Raw genomic sequence first — 21510 nt, forward strand, 5'->3', positions numbered from 1 at the left:
GATGACTCAACGCCCTACTGCACAAGAATTTCGTACTGAGAAAGACAGTATGGGAGAGGTAAAAGTACCTCTTAATGCTCTATACCAAGCTCAAACTCAGCGTGCTGTCGATAACTTTCACTTCAGCAAACATGTGATGCCAGAAGGCTTTATTAAAGCACTGGCCTACATTAAGCAAACCGCCGCTTTGACCAATGCCCAACTAGGACTACTAGAAGGTGATATTGCACAGGCTATCGCGGATGCAGCACAAACAATCATTGATGGTGAGCACATTGAGCACTTCCCTATCGATGTCTATCAGACAGGGTCTGGCACCAGTTCAAACATGAATGCTAATGAAGTGATCGCAACGCTCGCTTCACAATTACTTGGTGGCGATGTGAATCCTAACGACCACGTTAACATGGGACAAAGCAGTAACGACGTTGTTCCTACTGCAATCCAAATTAGCTCGGTATTAGCGATAGAAACGCAGCTTATCCCAGCGTTAAACCATCTATCTAAAATGCTAAACGATAAGCGAGCTGAAGTTGGCGAGAGTGTTAAAACTGGCCGAACGCATTTGATGGATGCGATGCCAATTACATTCGACCAAGAATTAGGTGGCTGGCAGTTCCAAATCGAACAAGCGAAAACTGGCATTGAACAATCTCTGATTGCAGTCAAAGCCTTAGCGCAAGGTGGTACGGCTGTTGGCACAGGTATCAACGCAGACCCTAGATTCGCGACTAAGTTTGCAGACAATCTCGCCCAAGCAACGCGTATTGATTTTGCTTCTAGCGAGAATTTCTTTTACAACCTCAGCAGCCAAGACGCCATTGTTGCGCTTTCAGGCCAGTTAAAAACAGCCGCGGTAGCAACAATGAAGATTGCTAACGATCTACGTTGGATGAACTCTGGCCCACTGGCAGGTTTGGGTGAAATTGAGCTACAAGGTCTTCAGCCTGGTTCATCTATCATGCCAGGAAAAGTAAACCCTGTGATTCCAGAAGCAGCAGCCATGGCAGCAGCTCAAGTGATAGGCAACGATACGACAATCACGGTTGCTGGTCAGTCAGGAAACTTTCAGCTCAATGTTATGCTGCCAGTGATTGCTCACAACGTACTGGAAAGCATTGAGCTACTCGCTAATAGCGCAACTGCACTAGCAGATAAAGCAATCGCCACATTTAAGGTCCGCGAAGACAACCTCGAAGTTGCATTAGCAAAAAATCCAATTCTAGTGACAGCATTAAACCCTGTGATTGGCTACCTGAAAGCAGCAGATATTGCGAAAAAGGCCTATAAAGAAAGTGAAGCGATTATTGATGTTGCTGAACGTGAAACCGATTTGGATCGCGCAACACTAGAACGTTTGTTGAACCCAACGAAGTTGACCAAAGGTGGTGTCGCTGAATAACGTATTTGACAGGTCAAAACAGAAAGCACACATCCTTGTGTTGTGTGCTCTGGACTAAATCCAAGCCAGAGACAACAGCAAAAATGGTAAGGCAATCGCCGATGCCATTTTTGCTAACGCCAATAACTCTCTTAGCATCACTTCACGCTTAGGTGAAACGGCTGCTTGCGAGAATGACGCCGCAACTTGTGCACTGTTCATATGTCCTCAAACAAATGAGATGTGAAAGGAGCGGCAATTCTATAGCTAGCTCTGCTCGACTTCAACCGATATAGATTTAGCGAATATTTTGCGCAATTCTCCACAACACGCCAGATGGATCAATTACGCAGAACTCCAGCATTCCCCACGGCTGCTCAATCAACTCAGTCACTTTACAACTAAAGTTTTGCTCTACCTGCGAATCTTTAACATGGCTAAACCAACTATTCGCATCTTCAACCAGTAAGTGCATCATGGTGTTTTCTGCATGCTCAACGTTATAGTAGTTTTGCAGCAGAAAAGCGTGGCCTTCACGCCTTAAGTAAGCAACATCACCAAAAACTGAAGCGACCTCAAAACCAAGAGCTTGATAAAATCGTTGCGACTCGGTGAAGTCTTTACTTGGAATAAACGATTTGATTTCTGTGATGGCTAAATTACTCATAGTGAGCATCCTTTCCCTTGGCAAAAAATAATTAGGTGAGCAAGCATACTCTGTTTGCAAGTGAGAATCGATATCAATAACCAATTTTCGTCAACACCATCTTATGATCGGAGCCATTCGGCTTTTCGACACTTCTACGCTCGCAAATCCTTCTGCCGGTTTGACTCGACTTTAGCCATAAATGATCGATTGCAATCATCGTAAAATCTGGAGTTTGAAACTGATTTACCCAATTTGGCCAACTCGCTACAGGTGCAGTTTGAAAACTGGGAAACATCTTACCAAACCGAAGACTCGCCGAAGAGAGATTAAAGTCTCCGACAACCAACACCTCGTCACTTGGATAGAGCTGATTTAAAGACTCAATAGTGCGAATAATGGCATTGCGTCGATACCATAGCGCTTTGGTCCTCGGTGAGGTGGGATGAGCCACCATCAGAGTGAGATCAACATGTTTGTTGGGGTGCCATGTACCCCGGATTATCGCTTGTTCATCCGGCGTGAGAAAAACCGACATATCTTTCAGTGGTGAACGGCTCAAAACCATCTGGCTTGATGGATACCCTATTCCCTCCTGACCACCGTAGTAATAAGGGTACACATCATCAAGGGTTTTAAGCTTCTCGCCTATTTCCGGAGCAACTTCTTGTAGAACCACTAAATCACTTGGGTTGGCGAGCAAATAGTTAATAAACCCGTTTACATTGTCGTTCTCGTAGTAAAGATTAAATTGCGTCACGGTGATTGGGTTGACGCAGTTGGCAGTGAGCACACGGTTCGACTTAGGTGTGAGCAAAAAGAACACGCCAGAAACGACCAAGCAAACGCACGCTTGCAGCCAATGTTTTCCGAGACAGAAGCCAACACTCATGACCCAATATACAAGCAGAAAGATCGCCGGAAATGCGACGATGTTTTCTATCCACCATGTTGACTCGTAGAACGACAGGCTCACCCAAGCCAATGCTGGAATGAATACGATAAACCAAATAACTGCTCTTTTCACCGAGACTCACTCTAAAGAATAAGGTTCAGTAAGTATGGTCTACATAACGTGAATGTCTCCAGATTGTCTTAATCTTAAGCAGCTAGTTTGTTATGGCTAACTCTCAAATTTCGATAACAATCAATAATTTTGCAGAATGTAAATAAAACTATAAAGTCAATGGCGCTATACTGTCCAACAGAGCGAACCATCTCAAGGAGCGATATGAGCAAGCTAACGGACAAAAAACTGATCAATCTTATTACGTTTGCTCCCGCTACTATCGTTGCTTTTTTTACCCTGTTATGGGTTTTGTTTACCGTTAGAGACACCATCCTAAGCTCTCAAGAAGATCTCGCTTCACTTCAACAGGATTACGAGCAAAGACAGCTTGTCGAATTGACCAACCGCGTAGAGTACGTCCTTGAGCAAATTGAGTTCGCCCGTGACCAAACAGAACAACAACTAGAAAGTACGATTAAAGAACGAATCTACGAAGCACACGCTATCGCTACTCGCATCTACGAAAACAACAAACAACTCCCAGAACAGCAAGTCACTAAGCTCATCACTGACGCCTTGCGAGATATTCGCTTCAATAACGGACGCGGTTACTTCTTTATCTATAAGACGGAAGGCCTCAATGTGATGCACCCTCTGCTCCCTAGAGTGGAAGGGACATCTTTATGGGATTTCAGAGACGTTCGCGGTAGCTACATTGTCCGTGAAATGGGCGAACAAGTTAAAGCTAAAGGCGAGGATTTCTATCGATGGTGGTTTGTAAAACCCAACAACAAAAATCATGAGTTTGAAAAAATTGGTTTCGGTAAATACTTTGCACCCTATGATTGGTTTATTGGCACAGGTGACTATGTTGTCGACGTGGAAAATGACATCAAAGCGACTTCGCTCGAATGGTTAAAAAACTTAAGATTTGGTGAGCACGGCTATGTCTTTGTTGTTGATGAGAACGGTCAAGTTCTCTCTCATTTAGATCAGTCGTTAATTGGCAAAAGCATCTTTGATATTGGTAGTGAAGAAGTCAAAGAAGGCGCGAAACGTATTATGGAAACCAACAAGGGCATTGTGAAATACATCGCGCCTGTTGGCCCTTCTAATATATCTAACTACTCTAAAACCAGTTACGTCGTCAAAGATGAAAACTGGGGTTGGACAATTGGCGCAGGCATCTACAACGAATTAAATAATCAATTTTTAGCCAGCCGTGCTCAACAAGCTGACCAAGAGCAGCAAGAGACGCTACACCAGATGCTAGTCATTGGTGGATTCACGATATTCGTTGTCGCTGCTTTGTCTTTAGTACTTAGCCGACTTATCGCCAATCGATTCAAGCGATTTGAAAAAAGAATTAACCGCGATTTTGATGATTTACAAGATACCAAGGACAAACTCGAATACATGGCGTGTCACGACGAACTAACCGGACTGCCTAACCGAGCCAAGCTTCACAACAATATTCGACAAGGAATTCAGCTTTCCGAAGCAGCGTGTTGTCAATTGGCAGTTATGTTTGTCGATCTAGATGACTTTAAGAAAGTAAATGATTTATACGGACACAGTGCGGGTGACAAGTTACTCAGCGAGATCGGTAAGAAATTTGATGAGTTTTTAGGGCCAAATGATTTCGTTGCTCGCTTTGGTGGTGATGAGTTTATCTTTTGTTTTTCCAACCTAAAAAATCTTTCTGAGACCGAAGCTAAAGTCGACAAGATAAAAAATGTGTTCAAACAACAATTTGTTATCGACGGTAAGGTTATTTTTGCTAGTTGTTCTATTGGCGTCTCCATGTATCCGTCCGATGGAGACGAGCCTGAAGAATTAATATCAAAGGCCGACATTGTTCTCTACAAATCTAAAGCACGGCAAAAAGGTGATGTCCTATTCTTTGATAGTTCAATCAACAAACAGGTACAGTACGATTTCTTGCTTGAAAGAGAGTTACGTGAAGCTATTGAACGTGACGAACTGACCGTAAGCTATCAACCTCAAGTCACCGCCAAAACGGGTGAGCTGCATGGGGTGGAAAGTCTGCTACGTTGGCACAACCCTCACCTAGGCAACGTGTCTCCATTGGAATTTATCTCTCTCGCCGAAGAGATTGGACTCATAGGTCAGATCGGAGAGTTTGTACTCAATAAAGCCTGCGAAGAATTTGCCAGCGTTTTTCCGTCTCCCGAGTACAACTCTACCCTATCGATTAATATCTCCCCAATGCAGTTGATGGATAAAGCTTTCATTAGCCAGCTAAAAAGAGCGATAGAAGAGAACCACTTACCAAGTAACCGAATTACGTTAGAGATAACGGAAAATGTGTTAATCAGCGACCTACCCAAAGTGACACCGATTATTAATCAGATCAAAGAGCTTGGCTTTACGATTTCTCTTGATGACTTTGGTACTGGTTATTCATCGCTAAGTTATTTGAGTAACCTGCCGTTGGACGAACTCAAAATTGACCGAGTCTTTGTCGATAAGATGTTGAGCTCTGAGCAGAGTGACTCTCTAGTCAAAGCTATTCTCGCCATTGCGCAATCCGCAAGTATGAGAGTTGTCGCTGAAGGTGTAGAGACAGAGGCACAAAAAACGGTACTGATCGATTATGGATGTGACGTATTGCAAGGTTACCTAATCGAAAGACCAATGCCCATTGCGCAATTAGCCGAAAAATACGCTGAATTATAGTCCGCGTATATTTTGTTGACACTGAGGTTACAAATCTCGCGAAAAAGTCGCTAACATTTGTGGGAGCCCCTTCATTTGGTTAATGGTTTTTAATGCCCCTACGCATATACGCTACTTTCTTCTTCGTCTTGTTTGCTTGCGATGCTGAGGCATCTTTGCAGCAAACATGGCAGCAGTTTTATCAAAGTAGTTGGTCCAATGCTCAATTGACTCTGTCGCAAGAAGAGCTGTCGCGTTATCCAAGTGACCTACTGATATCAGAGAGTCAATATCCTGATTTTCGCCAGTTTTCGTGGGCAGACATTGAGGTGCTTTCAACGATCAAACAACAGTGTCAGACGCCTTCTGCTTATAATCCAACTCTGGAAAGCGCGGTTGAGTTTGAGCTGTATGTTTGCAACGAGAAAGCGCTCCCTGACTCGTGGTTTGAGGAAAACCCGAAACGCCACCCAGCTGGAGGCACTTTTGTCGATCGCTACTTCGAAAGCAACAAGCCAGTAAACGACCAACTGGTGCTTTGGTTATCCGGTGACAATCCATCACATCCACTACGAAGTGTATTTAATCAGATTTCAGATTCTGGAAGAGACGCACTACTGAAAGGTTACCGAGCTTGGCTAGAACCCGATGCGCTATGGCTAAATGGAGAACAAGGTTGGAAAAAGATTCCAAACAAAGATTGGCAGCCTGTTGCACAGCAGTTTGCGATCACGATTAATGGCAATCAGTGTGACTTTCGCTACAGCAACTTGTGTATCGCTAAAGCTCAATCCAATGGATATATTGCAGCGATACTCGCTTCCATCTTCTCTTTAGTATTGGCTTTATTATTAGCTCGCACTCTTTATCTAAAACGTCAGCAAAATCGCAACAAACGTTTTATCTTACAGCTACTGACGCATGAACTACGTACTCCCATTGCGAGCCTAGGCATGACAGTCGACCTGTTTCGCCAAGAGTTTGATTCGCTGAATGATAACTCACAACAGGCTATGTGGCGTTTATTGGAAGACTACCAACGCCTAGCGCAACTCACTGAAGCCAGCAAGGGGTACTTGAGTTCAAAAGAAAGCTACAACATTGCCAATCAAGAAGCCTATTTGAGTGAATGGTTAGAACATACTTGCTCTGGACAGGGCGTTGAATTCTATTTGGATGAAGACAAACAACTCACGCTTCCCTTCTACTGGCTTACCATCTGTTTGAACAACCTGATAATGAATGCCAAACAACATGGTAAGGCTCCGATCAAAATCCATGTTTCTGTTGATGAGAGGCTCTGTATTACCGTTACCGATGCTGGGCAATTTCCTTCCTATTGGAATCGTATGAGAATGAAGCAAAACACCAATCAAGACAGCAATATGGGCATCGGTCTGAGTTTGGTTCGCCACCTGATGTCACACCTCGGTGGAAAAGTCATCATCAGCACCAACCCAACACGTATTACTTTGGAGCTGCCTCTATGAATTCAATCCTGCTAGTTGAAGATGATCAACTACTCGGTCAAGGAGTCCAAGCCTTCTTACAATCCAATGGGTATCATTGTACTTGGGTTACCAACGCTAAAGAGGCTGGAAAACATTGGTTTAGTGCCGATCTCGTGATTTTAGATCGCCAACTTCAAGATGGCGATAGCCTTAATCACTTACCCACTTGGTTACAAACTAAAGCACTGCCTGTCATTGTGCTAACAGCCAAAATCGAGGTTGAGCAACGCGTTGAAGGGTTAATGTGTGGTGCGAAAGACTATATGACTAAGCCCTTTGCACAAGAAGAACTCTTAGCCCGCATCGTTACCCAACTTCGTCCTCTGGGCTCAAGTACGATCGCTTACAAAACCCTTTCTATTGATGTATCTATGCGACAGGTGCTCGACCAAGATAAACCAGTCGCCCTGAAACCGAAGGAGTTTCAACTTCTCGTTCTCTTAGTACAAAATCAAGGTCGCGTTTTCCATCGTGAAGAGCTACTCAATAAGGTCTGGGGTTACCAAGCCTTTCCCACAACCCGAACCGTAGACAACCATATCTTAAAGCTACGTAATACCTTACCGTGTTTAGAGATAGAAACACATCGCGGTGTAGGATATCGATTGGTGGAAAACTCATGAGTTATAAGACTTGGATAGTGACACCACTGCTGATTGCTTTCGTTACTCCTTTTTGTTCAGCAAACGACGCTTCGTGGCTTCGCAATACGCCAATGCAATCGACCATGGAGGCTCTACTCGAAAAGCAGCCGAGACGAGCATGGCAAGAACTCACTCTAGCACTGAGTCAGAATCAAATTGAGCCCATACATTGGCAACCCGTTAAAGAAGCCATATTGGCACAATCAAACTGCGGTCATCAGCTTGAAACAAGTTTGTCTGCGATGCCTCCTCGGTTAACACTCTCTTTTATCAGTCGTAGCGGTTTCTCTAGCAGCGGCTACCAAATCAAGGTATCGACAGAAGAAACACAACAAGGTGGTCATTTCTCGCTCGTCACCCCGCAAGGAATATCTCTATTGTCTGGAGAGATTGAGCCTCACAAGAACTATCAGGAATGGGAAACCAACGAACTCATTACTTCTCCTGAGGCGGGAGTCTACTATTTAAAATACACTCGCAACGAGTTGCCTATTGTTGTTTCTCGTTACGATAGCAACCACTGGCTTAATCGTTCAACAATGGATAGTTCTCAGATTCAAGCGAGCCTTCCTCAACTCAATAACGGCTGTGCGAAACCGGTTGTGAATCTCCAATGGTTTGATTCCGAGTACAATCAAGTAAAGAACAAAAAAGCACTAGAAGTGACGAGCAAGAAGATAACTCTAGAGCAACTGCAACCCCCACCCAATGCTCGCCACTTAAGTGCCTCCACACTGATTTTTGAGTACCAGCCTGGAGTAAAAGTTGAGTATATTCATCGAATCTCGTTGCCCTTCTCTAATAGAGACAAATAGGTGACAAATTTAAACACCCGCTAATGTGTAATAGGCATATTGAAAACAACACGACGTAAAATATGCCTTATAAACCAACCACCTTAATCCTATCAACCATAGCTAGCCTATTGTTATCACCTGCTTCACTGGCTACATCAGTTGACAGCATCTCACTCATAACTGACTCGCAATCAGTGAACATCGAACCGAACTCACTGGCGATAAAGTGGAACAATCAATCGGTCAACCAAGCAGGTCTGCAAATTGATGGTGTCAGTCAGCAGGCCGTAAAGCTAGAGCAGCTTTCTAACACCCACTTTCAATGGATTTTAAAGCCGAGCAACATCAGAGTAGATGCAAAATTATCGTCAACTCTGAGCTTGTCTTTCCGCCTTGCTGAAAATCAAACCGTGATAAGAGACCAACCTATTACCCTGAGTTGGTATAACCTAGCGGAAGAAGATGCACAGGAGCTCTATTTACCTTTTAGTGAAGGCATGCGGGTTCCAACCTCAAGCCCTGATTGGATCAAATACCTATCTAAGAGCCGTGATGGTTCTAACACCACTCAAGACCTAAAAATGCCTTTTTGGACAGCTAAGCAGGGCTCTCAATACATTAGCTGGCACATGGTAGCAGCAACCAATAACTCGCTATCTTTTCACCAAGTCGCTGACAAACTCGATATGAGAGCTACGCATCAATTTACCTCCCTCAATTCTAAACAGCCTTTCACTGTCTCCGTTAGCATTGGTGATGATTGGTTAAGTGGAGCAAAGCAGTATCGCCAGTGGCGAATCATTAATGGCCTTAGCTCTACTCTGGCCGAGAAAAAGCAAGCTAACCCAAACATCGAAAAGCTTGTTGGCGCTAGCCAAGTGTATCTATTTGGTTCTGATGGAATTAGTGTTCAAGACGTCACTGATTGGTGGGGTTTACACTCGTGGCTGTTTAAGCGCGCTCAGCTTGCGATAGAAAAGTCAGCCAGAAAAGAGTTGCAAGGTCTGGTCAAAGGCAAGGATTGGCTGAGTCACTATCACAAACAGTTGCTGGTAGACTCTATCAACCTCGCCCTTAATACAAAGTTTAACGCCCCAGCCCCAACTATGGTCGACAATGCCATTGAAGCGCAATTTAAAGCCGCTCAGCAAAAGAAACAGTGGCTAAGCATTCACGCTGGACAATACCTCATTGATCCACAGCGATGGGGACAAGCTATCTCAACCGATATGGTAAAAAACCTCAAAGCGTCAGGTTTAACCCACTTATGGCTCGGTTTTGATAACTGGATGCCAGCCTTCTACCAACCAGAAGTCATTCAACGAGCCAAGCAAGCCGGCTATTTGGTCGGTACTTATGATTCATACAATACTGCAATACCCATTGGGCTCAATGATGGATGGCTTACTGCGCAACTCCCTGACCAAGTTCGCAACACATGCGCTATCGAACTGGCAGATGGTTCAAAGAAAAAGGGCTTTCGTGGTAACGGCTATTACCTCAACCCACTTTGTGAAACAGATTACGTAAGCAAACGAATTTCAGACATTATTCGATTTGGTCAGTTTGATAGTTTGTTCATTGATGTCGATGCCACTGCTATGGCGCGTGAAGACTACAACTTAAAGACAAGTGAACCTGATATGTTACTTGGGTTTAACTCGCGAATGCAGTCAATAGTCGCTAAGAACAACGTCGTACTCGGATCAGAGGATGGCAACGCACTCACCACCTCGGGCATTGCTTTTGCCCATGGTTTAGAAACGATTGGGTTTGGCTGGAGCGATAAAGAGATGAAACGCGATGCCAGCTCACCCTACTACCTAGGTCGTTGGTATCCAGATCACAAGCCAGATTTCTTTTTTAAGCCAGCAAAAGTTAAAGAGCCCTATAAAACAATACTTTTTGCGCCTCAATATCGCATTCCGCTCTACCAAGCCGTCTTTCACGATGAAGTGATTAACAGCCACCATTGGCACTCTGATAGCCTAAAATTCAGCGATGTTAAAATCGAGCGTGACCTAACAGCTATGCTTTACAATGTTCCATCAATGGTTCATCTCAGTAGAGACGAAGTTTTGTCACCAAACAGCAAGAGATTAGTGCAGCTTAAACACTACCAATCAGGTTTTAAGCCTCTACATCAGGCGCTTTGGGATAAGCAGTTAAACCGTTTTGAGTGGTTAACGGAAGATGGCAAGGTACAGCAAACGACCTTTTCTGATGGCAGTAAGATAATAGCTAACTTCTCAGACAAAGAAGTTGAACTATACAAGTTCAAGCTTGAACCACAGTCTATATTGGCTTTGCTCGGAGGCAATAAAACGATGAGGTGGAAGCCTTTAGAACTGAAGTAATAACGAAAAAAGGATTAATACCACTGTATTAATTCTTTTTCGGTCAGCTTACTGCTTAGTACCGGCTATTCATTCCATAGTGATTCGCCATGCTGTCTTCTATGCTTCCGCCTTTCCAAGAAGAAGGGCTCGCTAGCTTGAGTACATCCATCGCCGTATATTCCGCTCCAGCGAAGATTTTAAGGCTTAGTTCTTTGCGTAAAGCGTCTAACTGAGATTGGCTAAGTTCAAACTTGTCACTTTGCTCGCTAGTGAGCTCATTAGAAAACAACGCAAGGTTATAGTGAAAGTAACGTTTGGAAGTCCCAACGGAAATTGCTGCCTGTAAAACTTGACCAGCAGAGTAAAAGTCTCGTGACCCATACCCCTTAATTAAAGCGGGGGTCATCTGAGCAATCATTTTCCGCAGCGCTCTGCGCTTAAAAAAGGTTCTGAAAATAGGCATAGCCATCAACACCTGTACTACTTGATTTGCCAACACTATAGCACGAAGATCACTTCAAAAAGGGGGCTTTCTAGCTGTAGCCCGTACATTTCATAAGTGAAAATTATCTTTGCACTTTTAATAATTATCAGTTCATGACAAAAGTGTTAACTTAAGCAGCATTGGTTACACTGATATAAAGAACTGCTAATAACCACAGATTCTTCATAACAGCTCAGATATGGATATAGAACCAACAACTTCCAAATATACAACAACTATTTTTGACTTTTCGCCCGCTTAGTAGCTGCTATGCGGGCATTTTTCTGTCCGCTATTTTTACTTATCTCAACAAGCCCACTAATTAATCACTTGTTTAAATATTGATTAATTTAAGTCATATCGAATACTTAGCATGCACTCTATAATTAATCGAATGTTTAATTTTGAGGTAAAAAGCGTGGCAACGACAACGAGAAAAGCGGGTCGTCCCAGTGACAGCATTGACGCTCGGCAAAATTTGATTCATCACGCACGCGAACTCTTTACAGTTATGCCTTATGACAAGGTTTCAACGCGCCTTGTTGCCAATCGAGCGGGCGTAAACGTAGCAATGATCCGCTACTACTTTGGCAACAAAGAAGGTCTGTTCGAAACTATGTTGCGAGAAACCCTCGCGCCAATGAAACAGCAGATGGACATTCTTGTTAAAGACAGCTCACAAAAGAATTTTCTTGATATCATGCGAACCTATTATCGCGAAATGATCAAAGTGCCTCAGTTTCCCCGCTTAGTTGCTCAAGTTATGCATATGGACGCCTCTGATACACAAAGGAAATTACTAGAAAAGGTCTTTTTCGACATCAGCCAGCCAATGCAAATGGTGATGTTTGAAAAGCTTGTAGATAGCAAGGTGCTTAGGCCAGATGCAGACCCCAAGCTATGTAAAGTCTCTTATATTAGCTTGATGGTCTTTCCTTTTATTGCTCCCCCAGCCCTACTTGCCGTTCACGGGATTGAGCTGAATGAAGAGTTTCTCAACCAACTGTTTGAGCACAATATCAAACTAATGACACACGGATTCCTTACCTCCAACGACCAGCAGGAACAACAATGATGAAAATAAATAAGAAACTACTGTTTTTTCCAGCGCTAGCCGTTGGTGTCATCGCCTTAGTGTTAGCTGTAAAAATGAAACCCGATCTACCGGTTAAACCCGCGGGTGACCGAGCGCGATTGGTAGAAACGACACCTCTAGAGTTGCGCGCAATGGCACCTAAAGCGATCGGTTTTGGTAAAGTTGCGCCAAAAATCGAATGGAAAGCGATAGCAGAAGTGACGGGTAAAGTCGTTTATCGCCACCCAAGGCTAGAGAAAGGGCAAGTGCTTCAAGCTGGGACTGAAATTTTGCGTATAGACCCACTCGATTACGAGTTGAAACTGGTACAAGCCCAAGCTGACCTCAAATCTGCTCAAACCTCTTTAGCTAAACTTTACCAAGAAGAAGATAACCTTAAACAGACACTCAAAATTGAAAGCAATCGTCTGGTTATCTCAAACAAAGAGCTACAACGTAAACAGAACCTGCGAAAAAAAGGGCTCACTTCGCAATCTGATGTTGACCAGCAAGAACAAAGTGCGTTGTCGCAACGAAAACTAGTTCTCGATATTGAAAACCAAATCGGTTTGATGCCCGATGAAAAACGCGTTGCTGAAGCTTTAGTTAAAGTAAACACTTCTAAGGTCGAAGAGGCACACCGTTCGTTAGAAAAAACCATTATCAAGCTGCCTTACGACTTGCGCATTGCCGCCGTTGATATCGAACAAAATCAGGTGGTCAACCTACAGCAAACTATGGTCACTGCGCATGGCATGGATGTGATGGAAGTAGAAGCCCAACTTTCAATTCATGATATGCACACCCTTGCGTCAAGCTTAGGTGAATTCAATCGTGATGAGTCTGGTATCCCTCAACCAGACATGACCTTTATCAATGCCAGTATTGAACTGAGCAGCGGTAATATGAAAGCAACTTGGCCAGCAAAAGTAAGTCGAATCAGTGAAACCGTCGACCCCAACCAAGCGACTGCTGGGGTAATCTTGGAGATTAAGCAAGACTACCGCAATCTAAACCCTAACAGTGTACCTCCACTCGTGAATGGGATGTTTGTTCGTGCATTTATTGAAGGTCAAGCAAACCCAAGCTGGGTGATTCCTGAGCGCGCACTTCATGGCGACAAAATTTACCTAATGGATGAAACGAATAAGCTTACTATCAAACCTGTCACTGTCCTTTACCGTCGCGACAATCAAGTCATTATTGATGGTGACCTGAGCCAAGGTGACAAGCTAATCCTCAATGACCTACTCCCTGCTATCAACGGCATGCTGCTTAAAGGGGCAACGGTGACTAAAGAGGAGTCAGCTCAATGATTCGATTCTTCGCTAAACACCCAACAGCAGCCAACTTGCTGATGCTCGGTTTGCTCGTTTTGGGTATTACATCGCTGCCCAACATCAAAAGGGAAACCTTCCCTGAGTTTGATCCTCCCTACATCATGGCGGGCGTCGTTTACCCGGGTGCTTCGCCACAAGAAGTGGAAGAAAGCATCTGTGTTCGAATGGAAGATGCGGTTGATGGTCTTGCCAACATCGAAGAGACCCAGTGTGAGGCGATTGAGGGCTCTGCCAGACTGATCCTTAAACTGAACGAGAAAGCAGACATCGGTCGTATGCTGGTTGATGTTCAAACGCAGATCAACTCCATCAATGACTTCCCACAAGAAATCGAGTCTCCAGTTGTTCAAGAACTCGATTGGAACGAACCTGTAGTAGATGTAGCCATCACTGCCGATACCACATGGCCTGAACTTAAAGCCTATGCAGAACAGCTTAAACGAACGTTAAAACTTGACTATGACGTATCTCTTGTCGATGTGGCTGGTTTTTCTGATCACCAGTTTCGCGTCGAGTTAGACTCTCAAGCAATGCGTCAGTTAGGTTTAAGTGTTGGTGATATTGCAACGCAAATAGGCCGCCAGAACATCAAGCTACCGAGCGGTAATGTTGAGACGCCAGACAAAAACTTTTTGATCCGCTTTGATGAAAGGCGCATTACACCGCAGCAACTGGAAAGTATTGTCGTTGGCTCTGGTCCAAACGGCTCGCTCATTCGCCTTAAGGATATTGCGACCATCACAGATCGCTTTGAGCTCGATGAGCAGAAGGTCTTGTTCGATGGTCACCCTTCCGCCCTGCTTAAAGTCAGTAAGAACAAAGAGGATGATGCGTTACGGATTAAAGAGCGTGTGGCGCAATTTGTCGAAGAGCAACAAGCTATCGCGCCTGAAGGTGTCAAGTTAGAGCTGACCAACGATCTCTCTTCTGTACTCTGGGATCGCTTAACCATGATGGTCAGTAATGGTTGGCAGGGTATCATTCTTGTCTTCGCGACTATGTGGCTATTCTTTAGTTTGCGCTACTCTTTCTGGGTTGCTGCGGGCTTGCCTGTCGCTTTCCTTGGTGGCTTGTTTTTGATGGCGCAGCTAGGTCTTTCCATCAATATCATGTCTTTAGTCGGTCTACTGATGGCAATCGGTATTATGATGGATGATGCCATCGTTATTGCGGAGTCAATCGCGGCACACTTGGACCGAGGTGAAGACGTCGACAACGCGGTGATCAAAGGCGTGAAGAAAGTGCTCCCGGGCGTTATCTCTTCTTTCTTAACCACAGTCTGCATCTTCGGTAGTCTATTATTCTTGCAAGGTGAAATGGGCGCCGTGCTTAAAGCCGTGCCTCAAGTGTTAATTCTGGTATTAACACTGAGCCTGGTCGAAGCCTTCCTAATTCTACCGAATCACCTCTCTCACTCTCTACATAAAGAGAAAAAAGAGAAGCCACCAGCGAAGTTTAAGAAAAAACTGCTCGATGGATTTGAAAACTTTAGAAATACCACTCTAGTAAACGCTGTAGAGAAAGTTGTTGAGTTTCGATATGCCTTCTTAGGTGGTGTGGTTGCGCTGCTTCTTGTCTCGGTCGCGACAATTGCAGGCGGACTACTTAAGTTCCAACCCTTCCCGGAGTTAGACGGAGACATAGCAGAAGCTCGTATCATTCTTCCTCCTGGCTCATCTTTGGCTCAAACCGAAGCGGTAGTGGATAGAATTGTTGCGTCTGCGCAAAAGCTAGATAAGGAATGGACAGAGAAAGTCGAAAACGGTGTACCTCTCATTCAACACATTACCAGTCAGTTTAATGCGAATGCCGATGCCAACGAATCAGGCCCTCATATTGCGACGGTAAGACTCGATTTACTCGGTGCAGAAAGCCGTAACACTATTATTGATGACTTTATTGCGGCTTGGCGACAAGACATCGGTGAACTAGCTGACCCTATTTCTCTGGTCTTCAAGCAGCCGACAATGGGACCGGGCGGACGAGCGATTGAGATACGAGCTAAACACGACGACCTCGATGCATTGAAAGCCGCTTCGATTGATATTCAGCAGTACCTGAATGAGTTTGATGGTGTACACGGTGTGCTCGATGATATGCGTATGGGTAAAGAAGAAGTACTCGTCAAGCTTCGTCCGGGTGCAGAAACCTATGGTATCAATGGACAACTGATCGCCAATCAACTTCGCGCAGCCTTCTTTGGACAAACCGCAGATGAGATTCAGGTGGGCGTTGAAAACATCTCTATCGAAGTGCGTTTAGACAAAGTGCAAGCAGGCGATCTCCAGCAACTGGCTAACTTCCCGATCATTATGTCTGATGGCAGCCAAATTCCGCTTGCAACCATCGCAACACTAGACTTCCAGCGTAACTATGTGCGAATTCAGCGTATCGACGGTTTAAGAACCATTAGCGTGTTTGGTGACGTTGACAATACCAAAGCGAACTCAACCGCAATCATTGCTCAGTTCCAACGCGATGAAGCCCCTAAATTAACAGCCAAGTATCCGGGGTTACGTTTCGACTTTGAAGGGGAAGCAAAAGATGCCGCTGAAACAGGCGCATCAATGGGTAAAGGCTTCCTACTTGGTCTGTTCGGAGTATTCGCAATATTGAGTTATCAGTTCCGTAGCTACCTAGAACCTGTCGTTGTTATGTTAGCTATACCGCTGGCGTTTATAGGTGTGGTTTGGGGGCATATTCTTCTGGGACACTCACTCAGTATGCCAAGTATAATGGGCTTTGTCTCTTTGGCGGGTATCGTAGTCAACGACTCTATTCTACTCGTTCAGTACATACGCCATCACGTTGATGAAGGCGATAGTGTTCATGATTCTGTGGTTAAAGCGAGCAGAGAACGCTTTAGAGCCGTCTTCCTGACCTCGATGACAACCGCTGCGGGTTTGCTCCCGCTATTGACGGAAACTAGCTTGCAGGCTCAGGTTATTCAGCCGTTGGTTATCTCGATTGTCTTTGGTATCTTCGCTTCAACCTTACTCGTGCTGTTTATGATTCCGGCAGCCTATGCCGTCCTCGCAGATTTTGGATTGGTTCATAAGCACGAAGAAATATAGGTACAAAAAAAGCGGGTCACTTCGACCCGCTTCTTACATTAAGACAAGATTTCAGCTTGGCTTCTCTTTCGCGTTATCAGCCCCTTTAATCTTGCAAATATCCCTTTGATGTCCTCTAGCATGAGATACAAACACGGTACTAGTATCAGGGTTAGCAAGGTAGCAAACAGCACCGCAAAGCCAAGTGCTACTGCCATTGGGATAACAAACTTCGCCTGCAGACTTGTTTCAAACATGATCGGCAGTACCCCAACAAAGGTAGTGATTGAAGTCAGCGTAATCGCTCGGAAACGAGCACACCCTGCTTCGATGACCGCCTCTTTAATTGCGACACCGCGCGCTCTTAATTGGTTGACGTAATCCGTCATAACCAAAGAGTCGTTAACCACAACACCTGCCGCCGCAATAAGACCGAATGTCGACATCATGCTGAGATCTAAACCAAACCAATAGTGGCCCCATATTGCACCTGTTAGACTAAATGGAATCACCGACATGATGATTAATGGCTGAGTGTAACTCTTCAGCGGAACGGCTAGCAGTATGTAAACAATAATCATACCGGCGATAAAGAAGATGATTTGCTCGTCTTGTTGAGCTTGCTGCTCTTCGATTGTTCCGCCCAATTCGCTTTTAACGCCTGGGTAAGCAGCCAGAATATCAGGGATAACCTCGGTATTGATTTGCTCGACGATCTGGTTCGGTTCGACAAGTTCTTCATCAATCGAACCATAGACATACACACTTCGATAGCCCCCTTCACGTCGAATACTGCTGACACCGGGTTTCTGGTTAATCTCAACCACATCGCCTAGCATGACTTTCTTGCCTTCTGGCGTGGTGATCACTGCATAACGTAATGAAGAGAAAGCCTCACGGGTTAACTGCGGATAGCGAACCATGACTTTGATTTCTTCTCCATCGCGTAAGACTCGCTGTGCTTCACCACCATAGAAACTGCCACCCACTTGTGTCGCAATATCAAACAGATCTAACCCTAAATCGTATGCCACAGGTGCGAGCGAAAGTAATACTTCCTGACTGCCAGAATCGATGGACGACGAGATATCAAACAAGCCTTTCTGTTGTTGCAAGTTGAGGATTAATTCACGCCCCGCCGAGTTCAGACTCTCGATATCAGAACCATAGAGTAGGAAACCGAATTCATCGCCCTTTTCGTCGTCATTGACGTTATCGGACACGTTAAGCATTTTCAGCCCCGGAATACTTGGCATACGCTCCCGCCAGCGCCTTGCAAGCTCAAAAGTATTAAACGGTCTGAGTTCTTCATCGACAAGCGGAATAACAAGTCGGCCTTCTTTTCTCCCCTGACTGAACGTAAGAATGTCACGAATCATCTTCTGACCCGTTTCTTGTTCTATCTCTTGATCAATAGTCAAAACTGTCGACTCAATTAACTTCAACGCCTCAATGGTTTGCTCACTGGAAACATTGTCATTCATGACCAACTTAATGCTTGGAAAGTCATGAGGCACTTTCGGTGATGGTACGATTCTGACGTAACTTGCCATGACCATAGCGACTGTGATCGCTAACACGCCAACAAAGGTGGCAAACACACTCCATCGCCAGTGGGTACACCACTTTACAAACCTTTTATAAGGTCCATTGATAAAACCAAAAAAACGCGTGTTGAATCTATCTCGCCAACTGCCTTTTTTGATCGGCTTAAACTTAGAGTGTGCCAAGTGCGAGGGCAAAATCAGCTTAGACTCAATCAAACTAAAGAACAGACAAAGAATCACGATGGAAGCGATACCAAAGAAGAACGCACTTTCTATACCTTTTGACATTAAAAATGGCGCAAACACGGCCATAGTCGTAAGCACACCAAACGTTGCTGGCGTCGCGACACGTTTTACGCCACGAACCACGTTTTCAACACCGCCTCCACTTTTTTCAATTTCGCTGTAGGCGCTCTCCCCTATGACGATAGCATCATCAACGACAATACCGAGCACCATGATAAATGCGAACAAAGAAATGATGTTAATACTCACGCCAATGGCAGGCATCATCATCACTGCGCCCAAGAAACACACCGGAAGCCCTATCATCACCCACATGGCAAGCTTAACGCGCAAGAAAAGACTTAGCATGAGTGCAACCAAGACTGCACCTTGCAATAGGTTCTTGAGCATCATATCGAGGCGAGCGTTAAGGTAATAGGTCATATCGACCAGTGTTTTGATTTTTAAGTCAGACGGCAAAGTTTGGTTTTTCTGCTCGATGTAAGCTTTGACGGACTCAGCAACGGTCACCATATTTTGGTCTTTGGTTGCTTTAACCGAGAGATACATTGCGTTTTGGCCAGAGTAACGGAAGTATCGATCATCTTCCGTAAATCCATCTTTGATCGTTGCGATATCTTGCAACAACACTTTACCGCCATTTGCGCCAATCTTGACTGGAATGGCTCTGAACTCTTCGCCTTTGTAATACTGGTTCTCTATTCGAACCGAGATCATTCCCGCATTGGTTCTCACTTCACCAGCAGAGTAGTTCGCTGAATATCGCTTGATTGCATTGCTGACATCATTGAGTGTCAGGCTGTACTTTTGTAAAACTCTAGGCTCTATTTCGACAGCAATTTCATATTCCGGAGCACCGAGTTCTACCAGAGCAACATTATTCAGCTGAAGAAGCTCATCTTCTATTTGTTTGGCAATAGGCTTAAGTTCAAGCAGGGTTCTATCACCAACTAACGCCATCTCAATAACATCTTGTCGCCATTCATATTGATAAACTTGAATCGGCTCCATTGCGTCTGGGAAGTTAGAAGTCGAATCGACCTTCTGTTTCACTTTATCAAGCACAGCATCAATATCTTCATCGACACCGATTTCTAGCTCAATGTTGCCACTGCCTCGATAAGCACTCGACACGGCTTTTTTAATGCCCGTAACATCTTTGAGCGACTCTTCTAACTTGATCAGGATGCTTTCTTCAATCTCTTGCGGTGAAGCTCCCGGATATTGAGCACTGACATTGATGTAGTTCACTTCAATATTTGGGAACATCTGACGCTGGATAAAGAAGAAGCTGACCGTACCAATGATCAATATGAAGGCCATGAGTAAGTTTGCCGCGACAGAGTTATTGGCAAAATAGGCGATCAAACCTTTCTGTTTGTTCTCTTCCATGACTCGCCTCTACCTATCCGATGAACTGTCTTGAACCGCGACTTCGACTTGCAGCCCTTTTTGCGGATACTCAGGCACAGTCAATACGATTTGATCATCATCGCTTAAGCCTTGATTGATCAGCATGAACTCTTTTTCTGCCCGTAAGACGTTGACCACGCGTGGCTCAAGTTGATTCTGTTCATTCACAACCCATACCTGTTGATTGTTGACCAGCTCTTGTGGAAGGCGGTAGATATGTTTTAACTCTTTACCTGCAAATTGAACCTCGACATAAGAGCCAAACTTCATTGGTGCTTGTTCACTATCAATTGCATAGGGGTTATCAACCCTGACGACCATGTTTATCATTCGAGTGCTGCTATCCACTATCCCTAAATCGCGGTCAATCTTGCCTTCACGGCGAATGTTATTGATGCCTCGCTGGATGATTTGTGCCGGGATACCTGCGTAATCTTGTGGTAAGAACGCACTGTCGAACCCTGCGATAGGAATGTGAATTTCTCCTGCTTCCACATTGTTAAGCGTCGCAACGTGAGCACCCGCTGAGATGAATTGCCCCACACCAATATCTTTCGCCACCACTAACGCATCATAGGGAGCGACCACCTTGCAGTTTTCAAGATCGCGATTTGCACGTTTAAGCGCAGCTAAAGCCGACTTCACCTGCGCATCAGCACTAAGTAGCTGAGGTTTGCGTAAGTACAGATCTGTCACCTGTTTCTGCCGTAGATTTTTAGCCTGACGCTTTGCTACTTCAGCTTTTGCTTTCTCTTCGATTAACGCCGCTCTAGCACTCGCTAATTGCGCCTCAGCTTGGAGCACAGCCGCTTGATAGTTATCACTCTCGATACGAAACAGGACTTCGCCGCGCTTAACAATTCCACCGACAACAAAATTAGGGTGCCAACTAACCACTTCACCGGACACTTGAGCGGAAAGCTGAGTGACTTCAACAGGTTGAAGCTCTCCGTGGCTAGTAATCACCACTTTGTGATCGCTCGACGAGACCTTCGAGACTTTCACGATAGGAGGTGCCTTGGGAGGTTTAATTTCTAGAGTTTCAGGCGCACTAGAGGCTATTGTTGAATAACCAGCATAAGCACCACCTAAGATGATAAAAGGTAGCAACCAACGTAACGGCTTAGTCGTCATCAGAAATCCTTGTTTTCTATTATCGTTATTTATACGTGCGGATAGTGCTTCGACACCAATTAATTCGAAACTATCCAGCTAGCCTACAAATTTTATAAAAACAAATGATACCTAACTTAAATTCTCATTCATTTTTATAATGTCACCTGTATGAGCAAATCAAATACCAACATGGATATCATTATAAAACAATAACTTAAGTAGGTGGCATT

The 21510-nt window shown here is 44.6% G+C and carries 15 protein-coding genes; 9 read left to right on the forward strand and 6 right to left on the reverse strand.

What is annotated here, in order from left to right:
- Window position 1: 1 nt before the first annotated feature.
- Window positions 2-1402 (forward strand): class II fumarate hydratase, encoded by a 1401-nt coding sequence (locus tag AC5O63_RS01870; protein ID WP_494503701.1) that lies wholly within the window; start codon window positions 2-4, stop codon window positions 1400-1402.
- Between the two features lie 54 nt (window positions 1403-1456).
- Here AC5O63_RS01870 and AC5O63_RS01875 read toward each other — a convergent pair whose 3' ends face one another.
- The 3 genes from AC5O63_RS01875 to AC5O63_RS01885 all read right to left on the reverse strand — a co-directional run bounded on the left by AC5O63_RS01875 (window position 1457) and on the right by AC5O63_RS01885 (window position 3054).
- Window positions 1457-1603 (reverse strand): hypothetical protein, encoded by a 147-nt coding sequence (locus AC5O63_RS01875; protein ID WP_272788212.1) that lies wholly within the window; start codon window positions 1601-1603, stop codon window positions 1457-1459.
- 76 nt (window positions 1604-1679) lie between these two features.
- Entirely contained in the window at window positions 1680-2048 is a 369-nt protein-coding gene (locus AC5O63_RS01880; protein WP_494503702.1) for a VOC family protein, read from the reverse strand.
- A gap of 73 nt (window positions 2049-2121) precedes the next feature.
- Window positions 2122-3054 carry an endonuclease/exonuclease/phosphatase family protein gene (locus AC5O63_RS01885; protein ID WP_494503703.1) on the reverse strand — a complete coding sequence of 311 codons (933 nt, stop codon included), beginning with the start codon at window positions 3052-3054 and terminating at the stop codon, window positions 2122-2124.
- Between the two features lie 204 nt (window positions 3055-3258).
- Between AC5O63_RS01885 and AC5O63_RS01890 the strand changes: the two genes are divergently transcribed.
- The 5 genes from AC5O63_RS01890 (at window position 3259) to AC5O63_RS01910 (ending at window position 11024) form a co-directional block, all read left to right on the forward strand.
- Window positions 3259-5736: a bifunctional diguanylate cyclase/phosphodiesterase gene (locus tag AC5O63_RS01890; protein WP_494503704.1), complete on the forward strand. Its 2478-nt coding sequence runs from the start codon at window positions 3259-3261 to the stop codon at window positions 5734-5736.
- Window positions 5737-5828: 92 nt separating this feature from the next.
- Window positions 5829-7205 carry an ATP-binding protein gene (locus tag AC5O63_RS01895; protein WP_494503705.1) on the forward strand — a complete coding sequence of 459 codons (1377 nt, stop codon included), beginning with the start codon at window positions 5829-5831 and terminating at the stop codon, window positions 7203-7205.
- Complete coding sequence (locus tag AC5O63_RS01900; protein WP_494503706.1) at window positions 7202-7849, forward strand: response regulator transcription factor; 648 nt, start codon at window positions 7202-7204, stop codon at window positions 7847-7849. The genes AC5O63_RS01895 and AC5O63_RS01900 overlap by 4 nt, the downstream gene beginning before the upstream one ends.
- Window positions 7846-8685, forward strand: a complete 840-nt coding sequence (locus AC5O63_RS01905; protein ID WP_494503707.1) for a DUF2861 family protein — start codon at window positions 7846-7848, stop codon at window positions 8683-8685. The genes AC5O63_RS01900 and AC5O63_RS01905 overlap by 4 nt, the downstream gene beginning before the upstream one ends.
- A gap of 62 nt (window positions 8686-8747) precedes the next feature.
- Window positions 8748-11024 (forward strand): glycoside hydrolase, encoded by a 2277-nt coding sequence (locus tag AC5O63_RS01910; protein ID WP_494503708.1) that lies wholly within the window; start codon window positions 8748-8750, stop codon window positions 11022-11024.
- A 55-nt stretch (window positions 11025-11079) separates the two neighbouring features.
- On the opposite strand, the gene AC5O63_RS01915 is transcribed toward AC5O63_RS01910, so the two are convergent.
- The gene (locus tag AC5O63_RS01915) at window positions 11080-11475 is read right to left on the reverse strand and encodes a DUF6559 family protein (protein ID WP_171320836.1); all 396 of its coding nucleotides are present in this window, start codon (window positions 11473-11475) and stop codon (window positions 11080-11082) included.
- Between the two features lie 409 nt (window positions 11476-11884).
- Here AC5O63_RS01915 and AC5O63_RS01920 point away from each other — a divergent pair, with 409 nt between their 5' ends.
- From AC5O63_RS01920 to AC5O63_RS01930, 3 genes are read left to right on the forward strand one after another with little or no spacing between them, the layout of a single operon-like run.
- Window positions 11885-12565, forward strand: a complete 681-nt coding sequence (locus AC5O63_RS01920) for a TetR/AcrR family transcriptional regulator (protein WP_494504555.1) — start codon at window positions 11885-11887, stop codon at window positions 12563-12565.
- A complete protein-coding gene (locus tag AC5O63_RS01925; RefSeq protein WP_494504556.1) occupies window positions 12565-13881 on the forward strand; it encodes an efflux RND transporter periplasmic adaptor subunit in 1317 nt (438 codons plus the stop codon). Before AC5O63_RS01920 ends, AC5O63_RS01925 begins: the two co-directional genes overlap by 1 nt.
- Window positions 13878-16979: an efflux RND transporter permease subunit gene (locus tag AC5O63_RS01930; protein ID WP_494503709.1), complete on the forward strand. Its 3102-nt coding sequence runs from the start codon at window positions 13878-13880 to the stop codon at window positions 16977-16979. Before AC5O63_RS01925 ends, AC5O63_RS01930 begins: the two co-directional genes overlap by 4 nt.
- A gap of 38 nt (window positions 16980-17017) precedes the next feature.
- Here the strand turns inward: AC5O63_RS01930 and AC5O63_RS01935 are convergent, their stop codons facing one another.
- Window positions 17018-20143, reverse strand: coding sequence for an efflux RND transporter permease subunit (locus tag AC5O63_RS01935; RefSeq protein ID WP_494503710.1), 3126 nt, complete (start codon window positions 20141-20143; stop codon window positions 17018-17020).
- Window positions 20144-20152: 9 nt separating this feature from the next.
- Window positions 20153-21298, reverse strand: a complete 1146-nt coding sequence (locus tag AC5O63_RS01940; protein ID WP_494503711.1) for an efflux RND transporter periplasmic adaptor subunit — start codon at window positions 21296-21298, stop codon at window positions 20153-20155.
- Window positions 21299-21510 lie beyond the last annotated feature (212 nt).

It is taken from the genome of Vibrio sp. SCP2 (genome assembly GCF_059295395.1).

What these genes read in the sequence shown, in the direction of transcription:
- AC5O63_RS01870 (WP_494503701.1), top strand. Translation starts at nt 2, where the DNA reads ATGACTCAACGCCCTACTGCACAAGAATTTCGTACTGAGAAAGACAGT.
- AC5O63_RS01875 (WP_272788212.1), bottom strand. Translation starts at nt 1,603, where the DNA reads ATGAACAGTGCACAAGTTGCGGCGTCATTCTCGCAAGCAGCCGTTTCA.
- AC5O63_RS01880 (WP_494503702.1), bottom strand. Translation starts at nt 2,048, where the DNA reads ATGAGTAATTTAGCCATCACAGAAATCAAATCGTTTATTCCAAGTAAA.
- AC5O63_RS01890 (WP_494503704.1), top strand. Translation starts at nt 3,259, where the DNA reads ATGAGCAAGCTAACGGACAAAAAACTGATCAATCTTATTACGTTTGCT.
- AC5O63_RS01895 (WP_494503705.1), top strand. Translation starts at nt 5,829, where the DNA reads ATGCCCCTACGCATATACGCTACTTTCTTCTTCGTCTTGTTTGCTTGC.
- AC5O63_RS01900 (WP_494503706.1), top strand. Translation starts at nt 7,202, where the DNA reads ATGAATTCAATCCTGCTAGTTGAAGATGATCAACTACTCGGTCAAGGA.
- AC5O63_RS01905 (WP_494503707.1), top strand. Translation starts at nt 7,846, where the DNA reads ATGAGTTATAAGACTTGGATAGTGACACCACTGCTGATTGCTTTCGTT.
- AC5O63_RS01910 (WP_494503708.1), top strand. Translation starts at nt 8,748, where the DNA reads ATGCCTTATAAACCAACCACCTTAATCCTATCAACCATAGCTAGCCTA.
- AC5O63_RS01915 (WP_171320836.1), bottom strand. Translation starts at nt 11,475, where the DNA reads ATGGCTATGCCTATTTTCAGAACCTTTTTTAAGCGCAGAGCGCTGCGG.
- AC5O63_RS01920 (WP_494504555.1), top strand. Translation starts at nt 11,885, where the DNA reads ATGTTTAATTTTGAGGTAAAAAGCGTGGCAACGACAACGAGAAAAGCG.
- AC5O63_RS01925 (WP_494504556.1), top strand. Translation starts at nt 12,565, where the DNA reads ATGAAAATAAATAAGAAACTACTGTTTTTTCCAGCGCTAGCCGTTGGT.
- AC5O63_RS01930 (WP_494503709.1), top strand. Translation starts at nt 13,878, where the DNA reads ATGATTCGATTCTTCGCTAAACACCCAACAGCAGCCAACTTGCTGATG.
- AC5O63_RS01935 (WP_494503710.1), bottom strand. Translation starts at nt 20,143, where the DNA reads ATGGAAGAGAACAAACAGAAAGGTTTGATCGCCTATTTTGCCAATAAC.
- AC5O63_RS01940 (WP_494503711.1), bottom strand. Translation starts at nt 21,298, where the DNA reads ATGACGACTAAGCCGTTACGTTGGTTGCTACCTTTTATCATCTTAGGT.